The organism is Caballeronia novacaledonica, assembly GCF_900258035.1.
In the GTDB taxonomy this organism is placed as follows: Bacteria; Pseudomonadota; Gammaproteobacteria; order Burkholderiales; family Burkholderiaceae; genus Caballeronia; species Caballeronia novacaledonica.
Genome location: NZ_OGTP01000001.1, coordinates 22,310 through 42,419, shown reverse-complemented (window position 1 = coordinate 42,419; position 20,110 = coordinate 22,310). Strand labels below are relative to the sequence as shown.

Here is a 20,110-nt window from a genome sequence, read left to right as displayed (position 1 = left end):
TCAAAAACGGGCGGAAGGCAGCCGGAGTCGAACCGACCAGAGAGCGTCTGACGCCCCCTACCGGGTTTGAAGCCCGGCCGCACCACCGGATACGGATGCCTTCCTTCACGACCCTCGACGCGAATCCGTCCGGGCGTCCGATTATAGCGGCGCGTCGTCAGCCAGTGCCATCGCGTGGATGTGAACGCGAACGCGGCGGTCTTCGTCGCATCAACCGGTAAACGCAATACAGCACCGCCGCCGCGACGAGCACATCCACGACCGTCGCGCCATGCGATTCGAGCGCGAGCACCGCGAGATGCAGTTGCCGCTCGAAGAGCGCGCCGCCCAGCAGCCAGAACGACGCCCACGCGACGATCCCCGCCGTGTCCCAGAAAAAGAACGCGAGCACGGCGATCTGCGTCGTGCCCATCAGCGGCGGCGTGACGAGTCCGAGCCCCGGCACGAACTTCGACACCGCGACGATCGGCGCGCCGTGACGCTCGAACAGTTCGCCCGTCGTGCGCATGCCGCTATCGACCGCATACGATCTGCGCGACAGCGCCGCGACGAGCCGCCGCCCGTAGATGCGCCCCGCCGAAAACCACACGCTGTCGCCGAGCAGCGCGCCGCACAGCGCCGCGAACAGCACGTGCGCGAAGGACAATCGGCCGCTCGCCACCGCCGAGCCCGCGAACACGAGCAGCGGCGCGGACGGCAGCGGCACGCCAAGGCGCGTCAGGAGGACGTTCGCGAACACGGCCGCGCTGCCCCATTGCACGATCGCCGACGGCGGAATCTGGATCAATCGGCACCTCTCGATCGCCTGCGACGCATCGATCGGAATCTCATTCGGACCTCGACTCGACGAGCATCACCGGCACGCTTCCACACCCCGCGCTACTCGCAATTTCGATGCCGCGCCACGGCGAGCCCTCGCCGCGATCGAAGGCCATCGGATCGACGCGCCGGTCCGGCCGCAGCACGTTGAACGGCCACGACGGACGCCGCAAGCGCTCGTGCACGATCGATCCGAGCCAGATCGGCGCAGGCGGCGCGGCCTCGCCCTGGCGCACCGCGTAATGCGTGGGCCAGAAGCGCAGCACGTCGCGCTCGTCGGCGCCGCGAATCGAGCGCGCGAACACGAGCTTCGACGGCTCGCCGTTGTTCAGGCGCGGCAGCGCGGGCAGCTCGATGGCGGGCGCATTCGGCATCACCACCGACATCACGCTTTTCAGGCTCACGTGCGAGACCTCGGTCCAGCCGCGCGACATCAACTGCGCGCGAATCTGCTCGGGCGTCGCGGCCCATTGCACGGTGATCGGCTCGCGGCGATCGCCCTCCATGCTCGCCCGATAACACGAAAACGTGCGCCACACCGTATCGGTCCACTGAATCGGCGTGATGACGAGGGTCGATGGCGCCGCGCTGTGCGCCTCCGTGTCGTCGCTCAGTTGCAGCGCGACGCTCGCGCAGATCACGGCCAGCACGGCAATGGGCATCAGCGGACGCGGTGTCGGCTTGCCGGGATTGCGCCACACGGCCGTGAGCGCGATCAGAAAGACCCACGCCGCCGCGAGCGCCGCGCTGCCGAGCGCATCGGAAATGGTGAAGCGGCCGAAATACAAACCCGCGACGCCCACCGCCGTGACGATGGCCGATGTCGCCGTCGCGATGAACACGCCCGTCAGCAAGCCCACGCGCCGCAGCAGGAGAAATGCGAGGAAGCCGTAGATCACGACCGTCGCCGCCACGTGGCTGCTCGGAAAGCTGTGCTCCGTCGGCGCGAAGGAAACGAGCACCGGCTCGTGCGCGGTGAAGCGGATCGCCGCGACCAGCAACTGCGAAAACGCCACCGCCACGAGCCAGTACATGACCGTGCGCCAGCGCCGCTCGAAGCTCATCCACACGACGACCATCGCGCCGAGCGCAAGCAGCGTCTGCGTGCTGCCGAGCGTCGCGGCGCCGTCGAGGATCGAATCGGCCCACGTCGAGCGGAACGATTGCAGCAGCCGGTAAATCGACACATCCACCTGCACGATCGATGCGCCGCGCGCGACATTCGCGAGCACCGAGAAAAAGACGATCGCGGAGACGAGCAGCAGCACCGAAATCGTCACGATGAGGCCGGTCGCCGGATTGCCCGGATCGAGCGCGCGCGACACGAGCCGCGCAGGCAGGGCGCTGCCCCTTTGCGCCCACGCGAGCAGTCTGTCTCGCGACGTGATGCTCCAGCGCATCGCGTGCGAAACGATCAGGCTGGCGAGATTGAACACGATCCAGCCGAGCGCGGCGACGACGATCAGGATCACGACGAGCCGGATCGACACCGCGCCCGCCAGCTCGATCGACGCGCCGAACACGACGCCCGGCAGGATATGCGTCGGCGCCCAGATGAGCGCGCTCAGAATGTTGACGACGAGAAAGCGCGCGGGCGTCATGCCCGTCACGCCGGCGACGACAGGCACGACCGCACGCATCGGCGCGACGAAGCGCGCGAGCACGACGCTCTTCGCGCCGTGGGCATCGAAATACTTTTTACCGGCGACGAGCGCGCCCGGATGCGCGCGAAACGGCCACATCTGCGCGATTCTGTCCGCATAGTGCTGGCCGAACCAGAAGCTCGCGGCGTCGCCGGCGACGGCGCCGACGATCGCGCAGACGAATACCCAGCCGAGATTCAGCGCGCCTGCGCCGACGAGCGCACCGGCGATGAACATCGCCGTGCTGCCCGGCACGAAGGTGCCGATGAACGCAACCGATTCGAGAAACGAGGCGAGCAGCACCACGGCGAGCGCCCACTCGGGGTGGCCCGACAAGAGGTGCAGCAGCTTGAAGTAGGAATGCTCCATCGTGATCAGCCGAAGGCGCCAAGACACGCAATCGTCAGACGGACTCGTGCCAGCGGCTATCGCCGCGCAACAGGTGAAGGTCGCGGTGGAATCGAGTGTACCCAACCCGGTCGAAGAACTCCAAAATCTGTATCGCGCGTTTGCGGCCGAGCGCACTCGCGTCGCGGAAGGCGGCCGCGCCGACCGCGCCGCCCTGCACGTGCGCCTGTTGCGCGACGAGTTGCGCCAGCGCGCCGATCGACGCGCGGCAATAGAACAGATCGCGCACGACCTGATACACGTCGCCACGGCGCGCGAGCTTCTTGAGCAGCCGGCGCATCTCGTCCTCGCCGATGCCGTGCGCGTTGGCGAGATCGCGCACCCAGGGCGGCTCGAAGCGCCCCGCTTCGAGCGATGCGAGCACCGCGCGCGCCAGCGTTTCCTCCCGTTCGTCGAGCGTCACCGCGTGCGTCGGCAGATGCAGCCACGGCCCGCTTCTCGCGATCGACCCGTTCGCCACGGCATCTTCGACGAGCGCGCGCCACAGCGCGTCGGGCGCGAGCGGCGCGGCCATGCGGCGCAGGCGCGCGGCGTCGGGGCCCTGTTCGTCGGGAAAACGTTCGTGGAATGCGGCGAGTGCGTCGAAGAGGCGCGTTTTCATGGCGTCCCAATGACGCGATGCAAGGTAAAGCGTGTCGTCGTGCGTGGATACCGCGCGCAGGCCTTCCGGCGACATCGATCGTCCGAGCAGGTGTTCGATCAGCGAGCGCGGCAAGCCATACGGCGCCTCGTCGAAGAGCACATCGGCGCGGCCCGTGTCCAGCATCGCGGCCAGCGCGTCGAGCCACGCGCGGCGTTGCGGCGTGCGGCGCTTGCGGGCGGGCGCGAACGGATCGAGCACGCGCCCGCCGCCGACTGTCCGGCTCGCCTGCGCATCACGCACGATGAAGCGGTCGCCGGGCAGCGCGCAAACGGCCTGATCGAAGACGAGCTGCACGCGCGCGGCGTGCCCCGATGTCAGCGTGTCGGCTTCGAGCAGCGCGACATGCGCGACGCGGTGCGTCGTGCCGAGATGCACATGCAAGGGCGCCCAGTGCGTGAGCGTGAGTTGCGCGTCGTCGAGCAGGGTTAGTTCGACGTCGATTCGCCCGGATGCACGCGCGAGCCGCGTATCGACGATCCAGTCGCCGCGCGCGAGCGCATCCTTGTCGATGCCCGCGAGATTCAACGCGCAGCGCTCGCCCGCGCCGCCCGTCTGCGAAGCGCGGTTCTGCGCGTGAATGCTGCGCACACGCACGCTCGCGCCGCCCGGTTCGCGCGGCGCGAGCGCCAGCATGTCGCCGATGTTCACGCGCCCCGCGAACACCGTGCCCGTCGCGATGGTGCCCTGCCCCGTCAACGTGAACACGCGATCGACCGCCAGCCGGAAAAAGCCGTCGTCGCGGCGCGCGCGCCAGTGTGCGGCGGCGTCGCGCAGATGCGCGTCGAGTGCGGCGACGCCTGCATCGGCGGGTTCGGTTGCGTCGGTGTCGAACAAGGGCGCGTCGCGTAGCGGGCCGTGTGCGAGCAGCGCTGCGATGTGCGCATGCACGTCGCGCACGCGCGCTGCGTCCGCGCGATCGCACTTGGTCACGGCCACCGCGCCGCGCGTCACGCCGAGCAGTTCGAGGATCGCGAGATGCTCGCGCGTTTGCGGCATCACGCCATCGTCGGCGGCGATCACGAGCAGCGCGAAGTCGATGCCGCATGCGCCCGCCGCCATCGTGTGCACGAGCTTCTCGTGTCCGGGCACGTCGATGAAGCCGAGCACGCCGCCGCCGTCCAGCGGCACGTAGGCGTAGCCCAGTTCGATGGATATGCCGCGCGCCTTCTCTTCCTTCAGGCGATCGGTGTCCACGCCCGACAGCGCGCGCACGAGCGTGGTCTTGCCGTGATCGATGTGCCCCGCCGTGCCGACGATCATTCGCGCGCTTCCAGTTGCGCGATGAACGCGGCTTCATCGGCCTCTTCGAGACAGCGCAGATCGAGCCGCAATGCGCCGTCCGCGATGCGCCCGAGCACCGGACGCGGCAGTTCGCGCAGCCGTTTCTCGATGCGGTTGAGCGCGCCGCCCGGCCGCTTGCCGCTCGCGAGACGCACGGCGAGTCCGTAACTCGGCAGGACATCGACGGGCAACGCGCCGCTGCCGATCTGACTGAACATCGGCTCGGCGCTGACCGCGAATTCATCGCCGACGAGATTCTGCAACGCAGGCTCGATGCGTTCGGCCGCGACGCGCATCGCATCGGCGGGACGCGTGAGAAGGCGCAACGTCGTGAGACGTTCGGCGAGCGTTTCGGGCGCGCGATACAGGCGCAACACGGCTTCGAGCGCCGCGAGCGTCAGCTTGCCGACGCGCAATGCGCGCTTCAGCGGATGCTTCTTGATCTTCGCGACGAGCTCGCGGCGCCCGACGATCAGCCCCGCCTGCGGCCCGCCAAGGAGCTTGTCGCCGCTGAACGTGACGAGATCCGCGCCCGCCGCGACGGTCTCGCGCACCGTCGCTTCGCGCGGCAAGCCCCATCGCGCGAGATCGACGAGCGTGCCGCTGCCGAGATCCATCGCGACGGGCAGCCCGCGCGCCTTCGCGAGCGGCGCGAGTTCCGCGAGCGTCACTTCCTTCGTGAAGCCGCTCACCGCGTAGTTGCTGCAATGCACTTTCATGAGCAGCGCGGTCTTCGGGCCGATGGCTTCGTCGTAGTCTTTCAGGTGCGTGCGATTCGTCGTGCCGACTTCGCGCAGCTTCGCGCCCGCGCGGCTCATGATGTCGGGAATGCGAAACGCGCCGCCGATCTCGACGAGCTCGCCGCGCGACACGATCACTTCCTTGCGCGATGCGAGCGCCGACAGCGTGAGCAGCACGGCCGCCGCGTTGTTGTTCACGACGGTCGCGGCTTCTGCGCCCGTCAGCTCGCAAATCAGTCCGTTGATGAGATCGTCGCGATCGCCGCGCGCGCCCGTGTCGAGATCGAATTCGAGGTTCGCCGGCCGCGTGAGAATGTCGGCCACGGCGCGCACCGCTTCGTCGGGCAGGAGCGCGCGGCCGAGGTTGGTGTGCAGCACCGTGCCCGTCAGATTGAAGACGCTGCGCACGCTGCTTCGCGCGCGCTTTGCGAGCCATGCGCCGACGGTGCGCGCGAGTTGCGCATCGCTCAGGGCATCGACGGATGCGCGGCCTGCCTGCGCGTCGGCGCGCCATGCGTCGAGCGTTTCGCGCAATGCGGCGAGGGTCTGCGTGCGCCCGTATGCGGCGATCGCCGCTTCGAATTCCGCCGATGCCAGCACGCGCTCGACCGACGGCACACGAGCCATCAATGCGCGCAGTTCGCCGCCATCGCCGCCTTTGACGTCGGTCATCGGTCGTTTTCCGAATGTTCGGGCCACAGCCACGGATTGGGCGCCGCGCGCCGATAGCCGGCTTCGCCCATCAACAGGTCGAGCGTGAGGCTCGCGAGATCGTCGGCGTAGGGCTCGAAATCGTAGGCCTTCTCTTGATAGCCGATCTTGCGATACGTGCCGCATTCGTCGCACGACTCCGCCTTGAGCGGCGCGCTCTTGGCCTTCGCGGCTTGCTCGTCGGCGGGTTCTTCGCCGGTGCCCATCACGTGATAGGCGATGCCTTTGGTCGAATCGCAGTTCGTGCATTTGGCGCGGACGACGTGAAGCTCCGTCGCGCAGAGGCCGCATTGCGCGTACCGATAGCCGTCGTACGCGCCGCCGACACGCACGATGCTCGCCACCGGCACCGAACCGCAGACCGGGCAAACGCCGGGCGTGTCGAGATAGGGCACGTCATTCGTGTCGATGCGGCTCGCGAGATCGGTCCACACGACTTGCAGCGCGGCCGCGACGAAGGGCGCGGCGGCCGGGTCGATCTCGGCGAAGCGCAGCGCGAGGATCGCATCGGCCTGATTGTCGAGCGCGGCGGCGTCGAGTGCGCGCAGGCGGCCGACGAGCTCTGTCAGCGCGGGCGTCAGCGCGCCGGCGGCCTCGACGCCGTCGAGCAGCATGAAGAGCACGTCGCGCCACGCGGGATCGCGCGAATCCGTGAGCGCGGGGACGATCGGCATCGAATGACGCTGATTCAGTTCGATCGATGCGCGTGCGGGCATCGGCGCGTTGAAGGTCGCGAGCACGCGCTGCTGGGCGTCGGCGAGCGCGGCCATCAGGCGCAGATAACCGGCGATGGGATTGCTCGCGTCGGCGAGTTGCAGGAGACGCGCGGCGCGCGCGGCGAAGATCGTGGCGCGTTCCGGCATGCGCAAGCGCGGGATCGCCGATGGATCGAGCGATTCGATTCGCGCGGCTTCGACTATGCGTTGGACCACGGGAGGTTTCCTCGCGGGATGGGCGGTCGGCCAAGGATAGCAGCTAATTCGATATGAAATGGACCGCAACCCACGCGCCGCGACGCGCCCCCTACTTCCCGATCGTCTCCCTGAACCACCGCGGATGATGCTTCCTCGCCCATCCATACGTGACGGTTCCGCGCGTCATCGCGCCGATCGATCCCTTCACCCACAGCGCGGCATAGATATGCACGATGATCGACACGATCAGCACGAACGCCGTCGCCGCGTGCACGACCGACGCGATGCGTATGACCGTGATCGGGAAATAGAACGCGAAGTACGCGCGCCATATCACGATGCCGCTCAGAAGCAGCAGCACGAGACTCGCGACCATCACGAAGAACAGCAGTTTCTGCCCCGCGTTGTATTTGCCGATTTCCGGCAGACGATCCTCGCGATTGGTGAGCACGTCGTTCACCTGCTTCATCCACTGGATGTCGTTCCTATCCAGATAGTTGTGATGCCAGAAGCGCAGCGCGAGGATCAGGAACGAGATGAACATCACGCAGCCGACGAACGGATGCAGGATGCGCGTCCACTGACCGCCGCCGAAAATCGCATAGAGCCATGACATCGACGGATGGAACATCGCGAGGCCGGAGAGCGCGAGCAGCACGAAGGTGATCGCGGTGATCCAGTGATTGCTGCGCTCGTTCGGCGTGTAGCGCACGATCAGCCGATGTCCCTTCACGTCACGCAGTTCGCTATCGTGTTTCATCTGTCCGCTCCTGTCCGCCTTCCCGGCTGCGCCGCACCTCTTCCGCTTCGCGGTGCGCTTCGAGTTCGTCTTCCTCGCTGACTTCGTTCGGGCCGATGCGCGTGTAATGGAAGAATCCCGCGATCGCCGCCAGCGCGATGCCCACCATCGCGAGCGGCTTCGTCACGCCCTTCCAGATCGACACGAGCGGGCTGATGTGCGGGTCTCTCGCGAGCCCGTGATACAGCTCCGGCTGATCCGCGTGATGCAGCACGTACATCACGTGCGTGCCGCCCACGCCCGCCGGATTGTAGAGACCGGCATGCTCGAAACCGCGCTCTTTCAGATCTTCCACGCGCTCTTCGGCCTGCGCGATCATGTCCACTTTCGTGCCGAACATGATCGCGCCGGTCGGGCACGTCTTCACGCACGCGGGCTCCTGTCCGACCGCGACGCGATCCGAGCAGAGCGTGCACTTGTACACGCGATGATCTTCCTTCGAGAGCCGCGGAATGTTGAACGGACATCCGGTGATGCAATAGCCGCAACCGATGCAGTTCTCCTCGTGAAAATCCACGATGCCGTTCGTGTACTGCACGATCGCGCCCGGCGACGGACACGCCTTCAGACATCCCGGATCCTCGCAATGCATGCAGCCGTCCTTGCGGATCAGCCATTCGAGGTCGCCCTTCGGATTCTCGTATTCGGTGAAGCGCATCACCGTCCACGAATGCTCCGTGAGGTCGCGCGGATTGTCGTAGACGCCGGTCGTGTGACCGATGTCGTCGCGCAGATCGTTCCACTCCATGCAGGCCGTCTGACACGCCTTGCAGCCGATGCACTTCGACACGTCGATGAGTTTCGCCACCGCGCCCGTCACCGGCGCGCGTATCTGCGTCTCCGGCACGGTCGTCGCCGAGAGACGTTTGATATCGAGCGATTGCAGAGCCATCTCGTCCCCCTTATGCCTTCTCGACCTTCACGAGGAACGACTTGAACTCGGGCGTCTGCGAGTTTCCGTCGCCCACGGAAGGCGTGAGTGTGTTGACGAGATAGCCCGGCTGCGCGAGGCCCTTGAAGCCCCAGTGCAGCGGCAGGCCGACGGTGTGCACTTTCTTGCCCTCCACGGTCAACGGCTTGATGCGTTTGGTGACGAGCGCCACCGCGACGATATGCCCGCGATTGCTCGACACCTTCACCCGATCCCCCGCGACGACGCCCACTTCCTTCGCATGCTCCTCGCCGATCTCCACGAACTGTTGCGGCTGCACGATCGCGTTCAGGCGCGCGTGCTTGGTCCAGTAGTGGAAGTGCTCGGTGAGGCGATAGGTCGTCGCGGTGTTCGGGAACTTGTCGGCGGTGCCGAACGCGGCGCGATCGTCGGCGAACACGCGCGCGGCCGGATTGCTCGTCACGGCCTTGTTGTCCGGGAAGAACGGGTTGTAGCCGAGCGGCGTTTCGAACGGCTCGTAATGCGCGGGGAACGGCCCTTCGTTCATGCCGTCGCGTGCGAAGAAACGCGCGACGCCCTCCGGGTTCATGATGAAGGGGCTCATGCCCTTGTCCGGCGGCTCGTCGGCCTTGAAGTCGGGGATGTCCGGGCCCGTCCACGCGCGTCCGTTCCATGCGACGAGTTTTCTCGACGGATCGAACGGCTTGCCGTTCACGTCGCACGATGCGCGGTTGTACAGGACGCGCCGGTTCGCCGGCCACGCCCACGCCCAGCCGAGCGTCTGGCCGATGCCCGTCGGGTCCGAGTTGTCGCGACGGCCCATCTGGTTGCCCGCCTGCGTCCACGCGCCGCAGAAAATCCAGCATCCGCTCGCGGTCGAGCCGTCGTCGCGCAGTTGCGCGAAGCTCGCGAGCTGCTCGCCCTGCTTCGCGAGCACCTTGGTCTTGTCGGCGGGATCGGTGACGTCGGCGAGCGCGCGGCCGTTGTACTCCATCGCGATCTCTTCGGGCGTCGGGCTCGCCGGGTCCGCATACGGCCACGTCATCTTCAGGATCGGATCGGGATATTTGCCGCCCTTTTCCTGATAAGCCTTTCGCATGCGCAGCCACAGGCCCGACATGATCTCCAGATCGCTACGCGCCTCGCCGGGCGGCGTCGTGCCCTGCCAGTGCCATTGCAGAACGCGCGACGAACTCACGAGCGAGCCGCGCTCTTCCGCGAAACAGCTCGTCGGCAGGCGGAAGACTTCGGTCTGGATTTTCGACGAATCGACATCGTTGAAGTCGCCGTGATTCTTCCAGAACTCCGACGTTTCCGTCGCGAGCGGGTCCATGACGACGAGCCACTTCAGCTTCGACAGGCCCAGCCCGATCTTCGCCTTGTTGGGCGCGGCGGCGAGCGGATTGAAACCTTGGCAGATATAGCCGTTCATCTTGCCCGCGGCCATCAGCTCGAAGACCTGCAGCATGTCGTAGGACTTGTCGAGCTTCGGCAGCATGTCGTAGCCGAAGTTGTTGTCGGCCGTCGCGTTGTCGCCCCACCACGATTTCATGAAGCTCACATGGAACGCGCGATAGTTCTTCCAGTAGCTCAACTGATTCGGCCGCAACGGCTGCGCCGCGCGCTTCTTGATGAACTCCTCGTAGTCCTGTTCGCCTTCCATCGGCAGGGTCATGTAGCCGGGCAGCAGGTTCGACATCAGGCCGAGGTCCGTCAGACCTTGAATGTTCGAATGCCCGCGCAGCGCATTCATGCCGCCGCCCGCGATACCGATGTTGCCGAGCAGAAGCTGCACCATCGCGCCCGTGCGGATCATCTGCGCGCCGACCGAATGATGCGTCCAGCCGAGCGCATAGAGAATCGTCCCGGCGCGATTCGGCGCGGCGGTCGTCGCGAGCATCTCGCAGACCTTGAGGAACTTGTCGGTCGGCGTGCCGCAGACTTTCGTCACCATCTCGGGCGTGTAGGCGGCGTAGTGCTGCTTGAGCAGGTTGTAGACGCAGCGCGGATGCTGCAGCGTCGGATCGGTTTTCACGTAACCGTCGTCGCCGCGTTCGTAGTCCCAGCTCGATTTGTCGTACTTGCGATGTTCCGCGTCGTAGCCCGAGAACAAGCCGTCCTTGAACGAGAAGTCTTCGCGCACGATGAACGACATGTCCGTGTAATTCTTCACGTACTCGTGCTGGATCTTGTCGTTCGTGAGCAAATAGTTGATGACGCCGCCCAGAAACGCGATGTCCGTGCCGGTGCGGATCGGCGCGTAGAAATCCGCGACCGATGCGGTCCGCGTGAAGCGCGGATCGACGACGATGAGCCGCGCACGCCGATGCGCCTTCGCCTCGGTCACCCACTTGAAGCCGCACGGATGCGCCTCGGCCGCGTTGCCGCCCATCACGAGAATCAGGTCCGTGTTCTTGATGTCGACCCAATGGTTCGTCATCGCTCCACGGCCGAACGTCGGGGCAAGACCTGCCACCGTCGGGCCATGTCAGACACGCGCCTGGTTGTCGAATCCGAGCATCCCCCAGCTGCGCACGGTCTTGTGCGTCAGATAGCCGACCTCGTTGCTGCCCGCCGACGCCGCCAGAAAACCCGAGGTCAGCCAGCGGTTGACCTTCTTGCCGTCGGGCGTGGTCTCGACGAAGTTCGCGTCGCGATCTTCCTTCAGCAGCACGGCGATGCGGTCGAGCGCCTCTTCCCACGACATGCGTTTCCACTCGCTCGATCCCGGCGCGCGATGCTCGGGATACAGCAGCCGGCTCGGGCTATGAATGAAGTCGATGAGCGAGGCGCCTTTCGGGCAGAGCGTGCCGCGATTGACCGGATGATCCGGATCGCCTTCGATATGGATGATGCTCGCCTTGGCGTTCTTGGCGTTGTCGCCGAGGCCGTACATCAGGATGCCGCACCCGACTGAACAGTACGGGCAGGTATTGCGCGTTTCCGTGGTGCGCGACAGTTTGTATTGCCGGACTTCGGCGAGCGCGGGTGCCGGAGAGAAGCCCATTGCCACCAGGCTCGAACCGGCCAGCGTGCTTGCAGAGACCTTGAGGAACTGTCGCCGTGACATCTGGAGCATGATTGCCCTCGGCGCGTCGTAAAGTGGGTTTCTAGAGTATATGGTGCCCGATTACATCGCGCAGACAGGTTGACACGGTGTTTGCACCAATGCCGCCTTGCGCCGCGCGAGCGTCGCTCCTTCAGCAAGTCGCGCGCCTGAACCGGCATGTTCTGGAATGGAACGTGCTCGACCGGATGAACGTCGCCGGGCATCCGCGCTCCATCATCGAATCGAGAGGTCGTCATGAGTTCCGTGTCCACGCAGAAGATCGAAGCGGTCGTGAAGAAGGACGCGTCCTGGGTGCTCGGCGCGCTCAAGCAGTTCTCGGAAAACCGCTGCGCCGCGATGGCCGCGAGCATCGCCTTCTACTCGGCGTTCTCGCTCGCGCCGACGCTCGTCATGGTGATCGCCGTCGCCGGCTGGGTCTTCGGGCCGGAAGCCGCGCGTGGTCAGCTCTTTCATCAGGTGAACGGACTCATCGGCAATCAGGCGGCCTCGGGCGTGCAGAGCATCGTCGAGAACGCGCATCGCAGCGGAGGGACGGGCATCGCGGCGATCATTTCGTTCGCGCTGCTGGCGATCGGCGCGTCGGCGACGTTTTCATCGCTCAATACGGCGCTCAATATCGTCTGGCCAATGAGCGGCGAGCAGCGCTCGAGCGTCATGGCGATGGTGCGCGTGCGGCTCGTCTCGTTCGGGCTCGTGCTGGGCGTCGCGTTTCTGCTGATCGTCTCGCTCGTGCTCGACACCGCGATTCAGGCGGTCGGCATGTGGCTGTGGGCGAATTCGCCGTTCGTGATCGTCGGGGATGTCGTGCAGCTTGCCGTCGGACTGGCGATTCTCACGGTCGCGTTCGGCGCGCTGCTGAAGTTCTTGCCCGACGCTCCGGTGGAGTGGCGCGATGCGCTCGTCGGCGGGCTTGTCGCCGCGCTGCTGTTCTCGGCGGGCAAGAAGCTGTTCGCGGTGTATCTGACGCACGCGGGCACCGCGAGCGCTTTCGGCGCGGCGGGTTCGCTCGCGGTGCTGCTCATGTGGCTCTACTTCTCGGCCGCCGTGCTGCTGCTCGCGGCGGAGTTTTCGGCGGCGCGCGCGCGTTTGCATGATCCACGCGGCGCGTGGGGACAACAAGACAATGGTCGCGTGCCGCCGGGAAGCCGCGCGAAGATCGGCTCGCTGCTCGCCGCCTCGACGCGCACCGACGCGCCGGTGGCCGCGAGCGTTTCGGCGGTTGCGCCGGTTGCGCCCGCTGCGCCGGTCACGCCGGCGAGCACGCGACGCGCGATCGGCGCGCGCGCACAGCATGCACAACAACTGACGGGACAGGCGCGCAAAAAGGTGTCGGCGGTGGCGCGGGCGCTGGAGTTGTCGCGCAAGCTGGCGCGCGCGGAATCGACCGCGACGCGTGTCACCGCGCTCGCGATGGTCGGCGCCGGCCGCAAGGCGTCGCACGCCAACGCGGTGGTGCGGCGGCATCCGTGGCGCGCCGTGCTCTTCGCGGCGGGCGCGGGCATGGCGGTCGCGCTTTTGTCCCGGCGCGATGCCGCTCGACAACACGATTCGAACTTCTGAAAACCGGCTTCGCGCGACACAACCCGGCTGTCCATCGAATCCGAAAAATCAGGCGTCGAGAAAGCGTTTTGTTATTTGAATCGGGCGTAATCGAATATCCGCGCTAAAAATCGCCGATTCGAATGCCTGATTGCACGCGGAACTTTTTCAAGACACGCCTGTCTCCCAAAATTCGTCCTTTAGACCGCCGGAGACCCTTTACAGGCGGGCTTGACATCCGAGTGTGTGTTTTTCGAGACAGTCAATATTTTTTCGTTTCTTAAGTTACGAAACGTTGCGTTATTCTCTGCGCCGGCAACAACGATTTTAATCATTCGCGTGGAGAATTCGATGAAACGAATCGCACTGACGTCCCTCTCGCTGGCGCTGCTCGGCGCAGCAGGCGCGGCGCAAGCACAAACGAGCGTTACGCTGTATGGCGTGATCGATACCGGTCTCGGCTATGTGAGCCATGCTAACGCCGACGGCGATCACCTTTTCGGCATGATCAACGGCACGCTCTCCGGCCCGCGTTGGGGCTTGAAGGGTCAGGAAGACCTGGGCGGCGGCCTGAAGGCAATCTTCCAGTTGGAAAACGGTTTCGATCCGGGCACCGGCCGTCTGAACCAGGGCGGCCGCCAATTCGGTCGTCAAGCGTTCGTCGGTTTGAGCGGCAACCAGTGGGGTACGGTCACGTTGGGTCGTCAATATGACCCGTCCGTCGACATGGTTCAGGGCCTCACGGGCGACAACTACTGGGGCGCGGCATTCGCAACGCCGGGCGACGTCGACAACTACGACAACAGCCTGCGCGTGAGCAACGCCGTCAAGTACGTTTCGCCGGTGTTCTCGGGCTTCCAGTTCGAAGGCATCTACGGCTTCAGCAACCTGGCGGGCACGACCGGCCAAGGTCAGACCTGGGGCGGCGCAGCGACGTACGGCAACGGTCCGTTCTCCATCGCGGCCAGCTACTTGTACGTGAACCAGCCGTCGGCGAATCGCTCGGTGATCACGTGGAACAGCCCGTCGTCGGATTCGCTGTTCAACTCGATCATCAACGGCGGCTACGCGTCGTCGAAGGCGGTCGGCATCGCACGCGGCGCAGGCCAGTACGTGTTCGGCCCGTTCACGGTCGGCGCATCGTATAGCTTCGCGCAATACAAGCCGGACGGTTTCTCGTCGTTCGGCGAGCAAGAGAAGTATCAGGTCGGCAACGGTTACGTGAACTTCCAGCTGACGCCGGCGACCCTGCTCGGCCTGGGCTACACGTACACGCACGCCAGCGGCGACACTTCGGCGAACTACCACCAGGTCAGCCTGGGCGCCGACTACTCGCTGTCCAAGCGTACGGATGTCTACGCTGTCGGCGCGTATCAGCACGCAAGCGGCTCGCAGCGCGTGACCAACGCGGACGGTTCGCAATCGAAGGTCGATGCAACGGCTTCGATCAGCGACTTCGGCTTCGACAGCGGCCGCAGCCACCAGGAACTGGTGATCATCGGTCTGCGCCACAAGTTCTAAGAACAACCGACTGGCGCGGCACGCAAGTGCTGCGTCGGGAGGATCGCGGTACCCTCGAACAGCCATCGGTTTTCCGATGGCTGTTTTTTATTGGCGTCTACTGTTGCGGCGTATTGCCCTTCTGATCGACGTCTTCCGCGAGCGTCTGCGCGGGCGCACCCGGACACGGCAGATCGCCGATGACGAGCCGCGGCACCGTGCTGCGCGTTTCGCGCGGGCGCAGCGGAACGTTGTCGAGTTCGGTCCAGGAAGGGTTCGGAATTTCGCCGAAAAGCTGCCTCAGACGCTCGCCCCAGGTCTTGTTGATCATCTGGTAGTAGGCGCTGTTGTTGTCGAGCGTGGCGAAGCGCGTGACGCGCAGCGAATCTTTTTCGTAGACGAGCAGATCGAGCGGCAGACCGACCGACAAATTCGAGCGCAGTGTGGAATCCATTGAGATGAGCGCGCACTTCGCGGCTTCGTCGAGCGGCGACGCGGGCGTGATGACGCGATCGATGATCGGCTTGCCGTACTTCGATTCGCCGATCTGAAAATAAGGCGACACGCGCGTCGATTCGATGAAATTGCCCGCCGCGTAGATCATGAAAAGACGCGGCGGCTGGCCGCAGATCTGTCCGCCGAGAATGAAGCTGCAATTGAAGTCGACGCTGAATTCCGCGAGCGACGTTGCGTCGCGGCGATGCACTTCCCGCACCGCGTCGCCGACGATGCGCGCCGCTTCCGCCATCGTCGGGACGCTGTAAAGCGCGGGCGCGTCGGGATCGCCCGGCTCCGCGAGCAGATGCGTGACCGCCTGTGTCAGCGCGAGATTGCCGGCCGCGAGCAGAACGAGCACGCGCTCTCCGGGCTGCTCGAAAACAGCCATCTTGCGCGCGGCGCTCACGTGGTCCACGCCGGCGTTGGTGCGCGTGTCGGACAGGAACACGAGTCCCTCGTCCACGCACATGCCCACGCAATAAGTCATGTCAATCAATCCTGAAGCGAACAAACCCACATTGTACTGAGGGCGACCGCGCGTCGCATCCAACGTTCGACGATCGCTTTCGAACGACAGCCGATGAGCTGTGCCGCCTTTTCGCGCTAGACTCCCGCTCATGCTCAACCTGTCCGACGAACCCGATTCCCTCGCCGACGCCCTGCTCGCGGCACTCGCGCGCCCGATCGTGTTCGTCGATCTGGAAACCACGGGCTCGAACGCAACCGAAGACCGCATCACCGAAATCGGCGTGGTCGAGGCGAGCACGGCGGGCATCGAGCGCTGGAGCGTGCTCGTCGATCCGGGCGTGCCGGTGCCGCCGTTCATCTCGCGCCTGACCGGCATCGAAGATTCGATGCTGCGCGGCCAGCCGAGCTTCGAATCGCTCGCGCCCGCGCTCGCCGAGCGTCTGCATGGCAAGCTCTTCGTCGCGCACAACGCGCGCTTCGACTACGGCTTTCTCAAGAACGAATTCCGGCGCGCGGGCATCGCGTTTCGCGCCGATACGCTGTGTACGGTGAGGCTATCGCGTGCGCTTTTTCCGTCGGTCGAGCGGCATGGTCTCGACGCGCTCATCGCGCGGCTGAATCTCGCGCCCGAAGGACGCCATCGCGCACTCGCCGATGCCGATCTCTTGTGGCAGTTCTGGCAGAAGATTCACGCGCTCTATTCGCAGGATCTCGTCGATGCCGCCATCAAAACGCTGGTCCGGCGCGCGAGCCTGCCCGCCGCGCTGCCCGAAGGCGCGCTCGACGCGCTGCCATCGACGCCCGGCGTCTATCTCTTTCACGGCGACGATGACGTGCCGCTCTATGTCGGCAAGAGCATCAACCTGAAACAGCGCGTCGCGGCCCATTTCTCGGGCGATCACAGGCTTCAGAAGGACTTGTCGATCTCGCAGGCCATCCGCCGCATCGAATGCCGGGAGACGGTCGGAGAACTCGGCGCGCTGTTGCTCGAAGCGAAGCTCGTGAAGGCACTGAAGCCGACGCACAATCGCCTGCTGAAAGGCGCTTCGGGGACGTGCGCGTGGCAGTGGCTGCCGGGCGCGAGCGCGCCGGCGCTCGTGAAGGCGAACCGGCGCGATCTGTCGCGCGAGGATCATCTCTTCGGCGTGTTCGCATCGCGGGCGAAGGCGCATGCGTTCATGCGCCATCTCGCCGATGAACACACGCTCTGTCACGCGACGCTCGGACTCGAAAAAGCGCCGCTGTCGCGCGGGCGCGGCTGCTTCGGCTATCAGGTGAAACGCTGTCTCGGCTCATGTGCGGGAATCGAAACGTTCGCGGATCACGCGGCGCGCGCGCTTGCCGCGCTCGACACCGCGCGCCTCGTGAAATGGCCGCATGAAGGGCCGATCGCCATCGCCGAACGCGACGAACAAACCGGCGTCGAGGCATGGCACGTGATCGATCGATGGTGCCATATCGGCACCTGCGCGACGCGCGCGGACATCGCTCCGCTGCTCGCCGACGCGCCCGGTCTGCGACCTTTCGATGCCGACGTGTACAGCCTGATCGCGAAACGTCTCGCGTCGGGACAACTCGACTGGATCGCGTGCGATGCGCGCCCTGCGTTTCAACTCGTCGTACAGGATGCGCCGGCGTTTGCCGTCAGCGCGACACACCCGACGAAACGCGCGATGAAGAAGCCCCGCGCGATCGCCGCCGATCAGTTCGCGCTGCTGTTCTAAGCGCCTCTCACGCGACGCCGCCGTTCGCGCGCAGGACCTGCCCGTTGACCCAGCCCGCATCCGCACCGACGAGAAACGCGACGACCGACGCGATATCGTCCGGCTGACCGAGCCGTTCCAGCGGCGGCATCTTCGAGAACGTGGCGATCTGTTCGTCGGTCTTGCCTTCGAGGAAGAGCGACGTCGCCACCGGCCCTGGCGCGACCGCGTTCACCGTGATGCCGCGCCCGCGCAATTCCTTCGCGAACACATGCGTGAAGGCTTCGACCGCGGCTTTCGTCGCGTTGTAGATCGCATAGCCGGGCATGTTGAGCGCGAGCGTCGTGCTCGAAAAATTGACGATACGTCCGCCGCCGTTCATGCGCGCCGCCGCTTCGCGAAGCGTGTTGAACGTGCCGCGCACGTTGATGCCGAAGGTCTGCTCGTAGAGCGCGTCGGTCGTGTCGGCAAGCGGCATCGTCTTCAGCACGCCTGCGTTGTTGATGAGCGCATCGACCTTGCCGAGTTGCGCTTCGACGGTCTCGAACATGCGGCGCACGTCGCCGGCGTTGGCGACATCCGCCTTCACCGCGATCGATGCGCTTCCCGCGTCGCGCAGTTCGGCGACGAGCGCATCCGCTTCCTTCGCGCTCGACGCATAGTTCACCGCGACCGAAAAGCCGTCGCGCGCGAGACGCCGCGCGATCTGCGCGCCGATACCCCGCGACGCACCCGTGACGATGGCGACGCGCTTCGTATTGATCTGACTCATGATGTGCTCCTCAAGGAAAGGCCGTTCGATGGGAAGCATGATGAATCATTCCGTTTCCGCGATCATCGCGCGTGGCTTAGTATCATCGTTCCAGTTGCTTCAACAATCGCGAACTCATGGATCGATTCCAGGAAATGCAGGTCTTCGTGCGCATCGCGGAGCGGCATAGCTTCACGCAGGCCGCCGACGATCTGCAGATACCGCGCGCCACCGTCACCAATCTGATGAAGCGCATGGAAGAGCGGCTCGGCGCGCGCCTGCTCGAACGCACGACGCGCACCGTGCGGCTCACGCATGACGGCGAGGAGCACTATCGGCGCTGCGTGCGGCTGATCGCGGATCTCGAGGAAGCGGAAGGCTCGTTCAGACATGCGGAGCCGAAGGGTCTGTTGCGCGTGAATCTGCAGGGCACGCTCGCGCGGCACTTCATCATGCCGGGACTGCCCGCGTTTCTCGAACGGCATGCGCAGATCGAACTGCATATCGGTGAAGACGACAGGCTCGTCGATCTCGTGCGCGAAGGCGTGGATTGCGTGCTGCGCGCGGGCATGTTGCAGGATTCGTCGATGATCGGCAGGCGCGTCGCGCTGCTCGAACAAGTCACCGTGGCGAGTCCCGCGTATCTCGCGCGTGACGGCGTGCCGGATGATCTCGAAGCGCTCGCATCGCATCGCGCGGTGAACTTCGTGTCGAGCGCAACGGGTCGCGTGCTGCCGCTGGAATTTGCGGTCGATGAGCGTATCGAGGCCGTCGAATTGAAAGCGTCGATCTCGGTATCGGGCGTCGAACTGTACACGCAGGCGGCGATCGCGGGGCTGGGCCTCGTTCAGGTGCCGCGCTATCACGTCGACGATGCGCTCGCCGACGGCCGTCTGCAAGTCGTGCTTCCGAACCTTCCGCCGCCACCGATGCCCGTCTCCGTGCTCTATCCGCAAAACCGTCAGCTCTCCGCACGCGTACGGGTTTTCGCGGACTGGTTGAGCGAGGTCTTCGCGCCGTACAACGTGCGCGGTTGATCGGGAACATCAAAGCAAAAGAGGCCAGCATCCCAATGAAGGGAAGCTAACCTCTTTTTCATCGAGCTTCGATTTCGCCAAGGAAACCGAAGCCGCAACGCCGGCCAGGAAACTTAAGCCGCTGCGTCCTTCAGCTTCTTCAACGCGCGCGCCTTGATGCGAACGCTTGCCGGCTTGGCCGGGAACCAACGCTCGGCGCCCGTGAACGGATCCTTGCCGAAGCGCTTCTTCTTCGCCGGCACGGCTTGCGCGGAGATCTTCAGCAGGCCCGACAGCGTGAATTCGCCGGCGCCCTTCTTGTGGATCGAACCGAGGATGGTGTCTTCCAGTGCGACCAGCACGGCCTTCACAGCCTTCACATCGACAGCGGCGCGATCTGCAAGATGCGTCGCGAGCGATGCCTTCGTGAACGTATCCTTGATCGGCGTGGGAGCGCCCGTGGTCTTCTTCGCGGCTACTTTCTTCGCGGCAACCTTCGGTGCTGCAGCTTTCTTCGCCGGTGCGGCGGCGGTCTTCGCCGTAGCCTTCTTGGCCGGGGCCTTCTTTGCAGCGGTTTTAGCGGAAGTCGGCATGTTTCTCCTACCTGTTTTTTGGTCAGTGATATTCGAATACGTTCGCACCGATGCGTTCGTATCACGCCGGATTCTACATAGGCCAAGCGAGTTCGTGCAGGTCTTTTGCGCTTTTATATCGT

The 20,110-nt window shown here is 65.2% G+C and carries 15 protein-coding genes and 1 tRNA gene; 4 read left to right on the top strand and 12 right to left on the bottom strand.

Annotated elements, in window-relative coordinates; translation table 11 throughout:
* Positions 1 to 11: 11 nt before the first annotated feature.
* From NOV72_RS32120 to fdnG, 9 genes are all read right to left on the bottom strand, one after another.
* A tRNA-Sec gene (locus NOV72_RS32120) sits at positions 12 to 104 on the bottom strand.
* 53 nt (positions 105 to 157) lie between these two features.
* Positions 158 to 787 carry a DedA family protein gene (locus tag NOV72_RS00175; protein ID WP_106852574.1) on the bottom strand — a complete coding sequence of 210 codons (630 nt, stop codon included), beginning with the start codon at positions 785 to 787 and terminating at the stop codon, positions 158 to 160.
* A gap of 40 nt (positions 788 to 827) precedes the next feature.
* A complete protein-coding gene (locus tag NOV72_RS00170) occupies positions 828 to 2,831 on the bottom strand; it encodes a VTT domain-containing protein (protein WP_106852573.1) in 2,004 nt (667 codons plus the stop codon).
* A gap of 34 nt (positions 2,832 to 2,865) precedes the next feature.
* Complete coding sequence (gene selB, locus NOV72_RS00165) at positions 2,866 to 4,773, bottom strand: selenocysteine-specific translation elongation factor (RefSeq protein ID WP_106852572.1); 1,908 nt, start codon at positions 4,771 to 4,773, stop codon at positions 2,866 to 2,868.
* A complete protein-coding gene (selA, locus tag NOV72_RS00160) occupies positions 4,770 to 6,206 on the bottom strand; it encodes an L-seryl-tRNA(Sec) selenium transferase (RefSeq protein WP_106852571.1) in 1,437 nt (478 codons plus the stop codon). Before selA ends, selB begins: the two co-directional genes overlap by 4 nt.
* The gene (gene fdhE, locus NOV72_RS00155) at positions 6,203 to 7,177 is read right to left on the bottom strand and encodes a formate dehydrogenase accessory protein FdhE (protein ID WP_106852570.1); all 975 of its coding nucleotides are present in this window, start codon (positions 7,175 to 7,177) and stop codon (positions 6,203 to 6,205) included. The genes selA and fdhE overlap by 4 nt, the downstream gene beginning before the upstream one ends.
* A 91-nt stretch (positions 7,178 to 7,268) precedes the next feature.
* Positions 7,269 to 7,919: a formate dehydrogenase subunit gamma gene (locus tag NOV72_RS00150; RefSeq protein ID WP_106852569.1), complete on the bottom strand. Its 651-nt coding sequence runs from the start codon at positions 7,917 to 7,919 to the stop codon at positions 7,269 to 7,271.
* A complete protein-coding gene (gene fdxH, locus NOV72_RS00145; RefSeq protein ID WP_106852568.1) occupies positions 7,906 to 8,850 on the bottom strand; it encodes a formate dehydrogenase subunit beta in 945 nt (314 codons plus the stop codon). The genes NOV72_RS00150 and fdxH overlap by 14 nt, the downstream gene beginning before the upstream one ends.
* 10 nt (positions 8,851 to 8,860) lie before the next feature.
* Positions 8,861 to 11,929 carry a formate dehydrogenase-N subunit alpha gene (fdnG, locus tag NOV72_RS00140; RefSeq protein WP_146149928.1) on the bottom strand — a complete coding sequence of 1,023 codons (3,069 nt, stop codon included), beginning with the start codon at positions 11,927 to 11,929 and terminating at the stop codon, positions 8,861 to 8,863.
* A 225-nt stretch (positions 11,930 to 12,154) separates the two neighbouring features.
* Between fdnG and NOV72_RS00130 the strand changes: the two genes are divergently transcribed.
* Together NOV72_RS00130 and NOV72_RS00125 are read left to right on the top strand one after the other, a co-directional pair.
* Positions 12,155 to 13,480, top strand: a complete 1,326-nt coding sequence (locus NOV72_RS00130; RefSeq protein ID WP_106852565.1) for a YihY/virulence factor BrkB family protein — start codon at positions 12,155 to 12,157, stop codon at positions 13,478 to 13,480.
* Between the two features lie 330 nt (positions 13,481 to 13,810).
* Positions 13,811 to 14,980 carry a porin gene (locus NOV72_RS00125; protein ID WP_106852564.1) on the top strand — a complete coding sequence of 390 codons (1,170 nt, stop codon included), beginning with the start codon at positions 13,811 to 13,813 and terminating at the stop codon, positions 14,978 to 14,980.
* A 97-nt stretch (positions 14,981 to 15,077) separates the two neighbouring features.
* Here NOV72_RS00125 and NOV72_RS00120 read toward each other — a convergent pair whose 3' ends face one another.
* Positions 15,078 to 15,944, bottom strand: coding sequence for a proteasome-type protease (locus tag NOV72_RS00120; RefSeq protein WP_106852563.1), 867 nt, complete (start codon positions 15,942 to 15,944; stop codon positions 15,078 to 15,080).
* Between the two features lie 130 nt (positions 15,945 to 16,074).
* On the opposite strand from NOV72_RS00120, the gene NOV72_RS00115 reads away from it, so the two are divergent.
* The gene (locus NOV72_RS00115; protein ID WP_106852562.1) at positions 16,075 to 17,649 is read left to right on the top strand and encodes a 3'-5' exonuclease family protein; all 1,575 of its coding nucleotides are present in this window, start codon (positions 16,075 to 16,077) and stop codon (positions 17,647 to 17,649) included.
* Positions 17,650 to 17,656: 7 nt separating this feature from the next.
* Here NOV72_RS00115 and NOV72_RS00110 read toward each other — a convergent pair whose 3' ends face one another.
* Positions 17,657 to 18,400, bottom strand: coding sequence for an SDR family oxidoreductase (locus NOV72_RS00110; protein ID WP_106852561.1), 744 nt, complete (start codon positions 18,398 to 18,400; stop codon positions 17,657 to 17,659).
* Positions 18,401 to 18,516: 116 nt separating this feature from the next.
* Here NOV72_RS00110 and NOV72_RS00105 point away from each other — a divergent pair, with 116 nt between their 5' ends.
* A complete protein-coding gene (locus tag NOV72_RS00105; RefSeq protein WP_106852560.1) occupies positions 18,517 to 19,416 on the top strand; it encodes a LysR family transcriptional regulator in 900 nt (299 codons plus the stop codon).
* 113 nt (positions 19,417 to 19,529) lie between these two features.
* Here the strand turns inward: NOV72_RS00105 and NOV72_RS00100 are convergent, their stop codons facing one another.
* The gene (locus NOV72_RS00100) at positions 19,530 to 19,988 is read right to left on the bottom strand and encodes an HU family DNA-binding protein (protein WP_106852559.1); all 459 of its coding nucleotides are present in this window, start codon (positions 19,986 to 19,988) and stop codon (positions 19,530 to 19,532) included.
* Between the last annotated feature and the right edge of the window lie 122 nt (positions 19,989 to 20,110).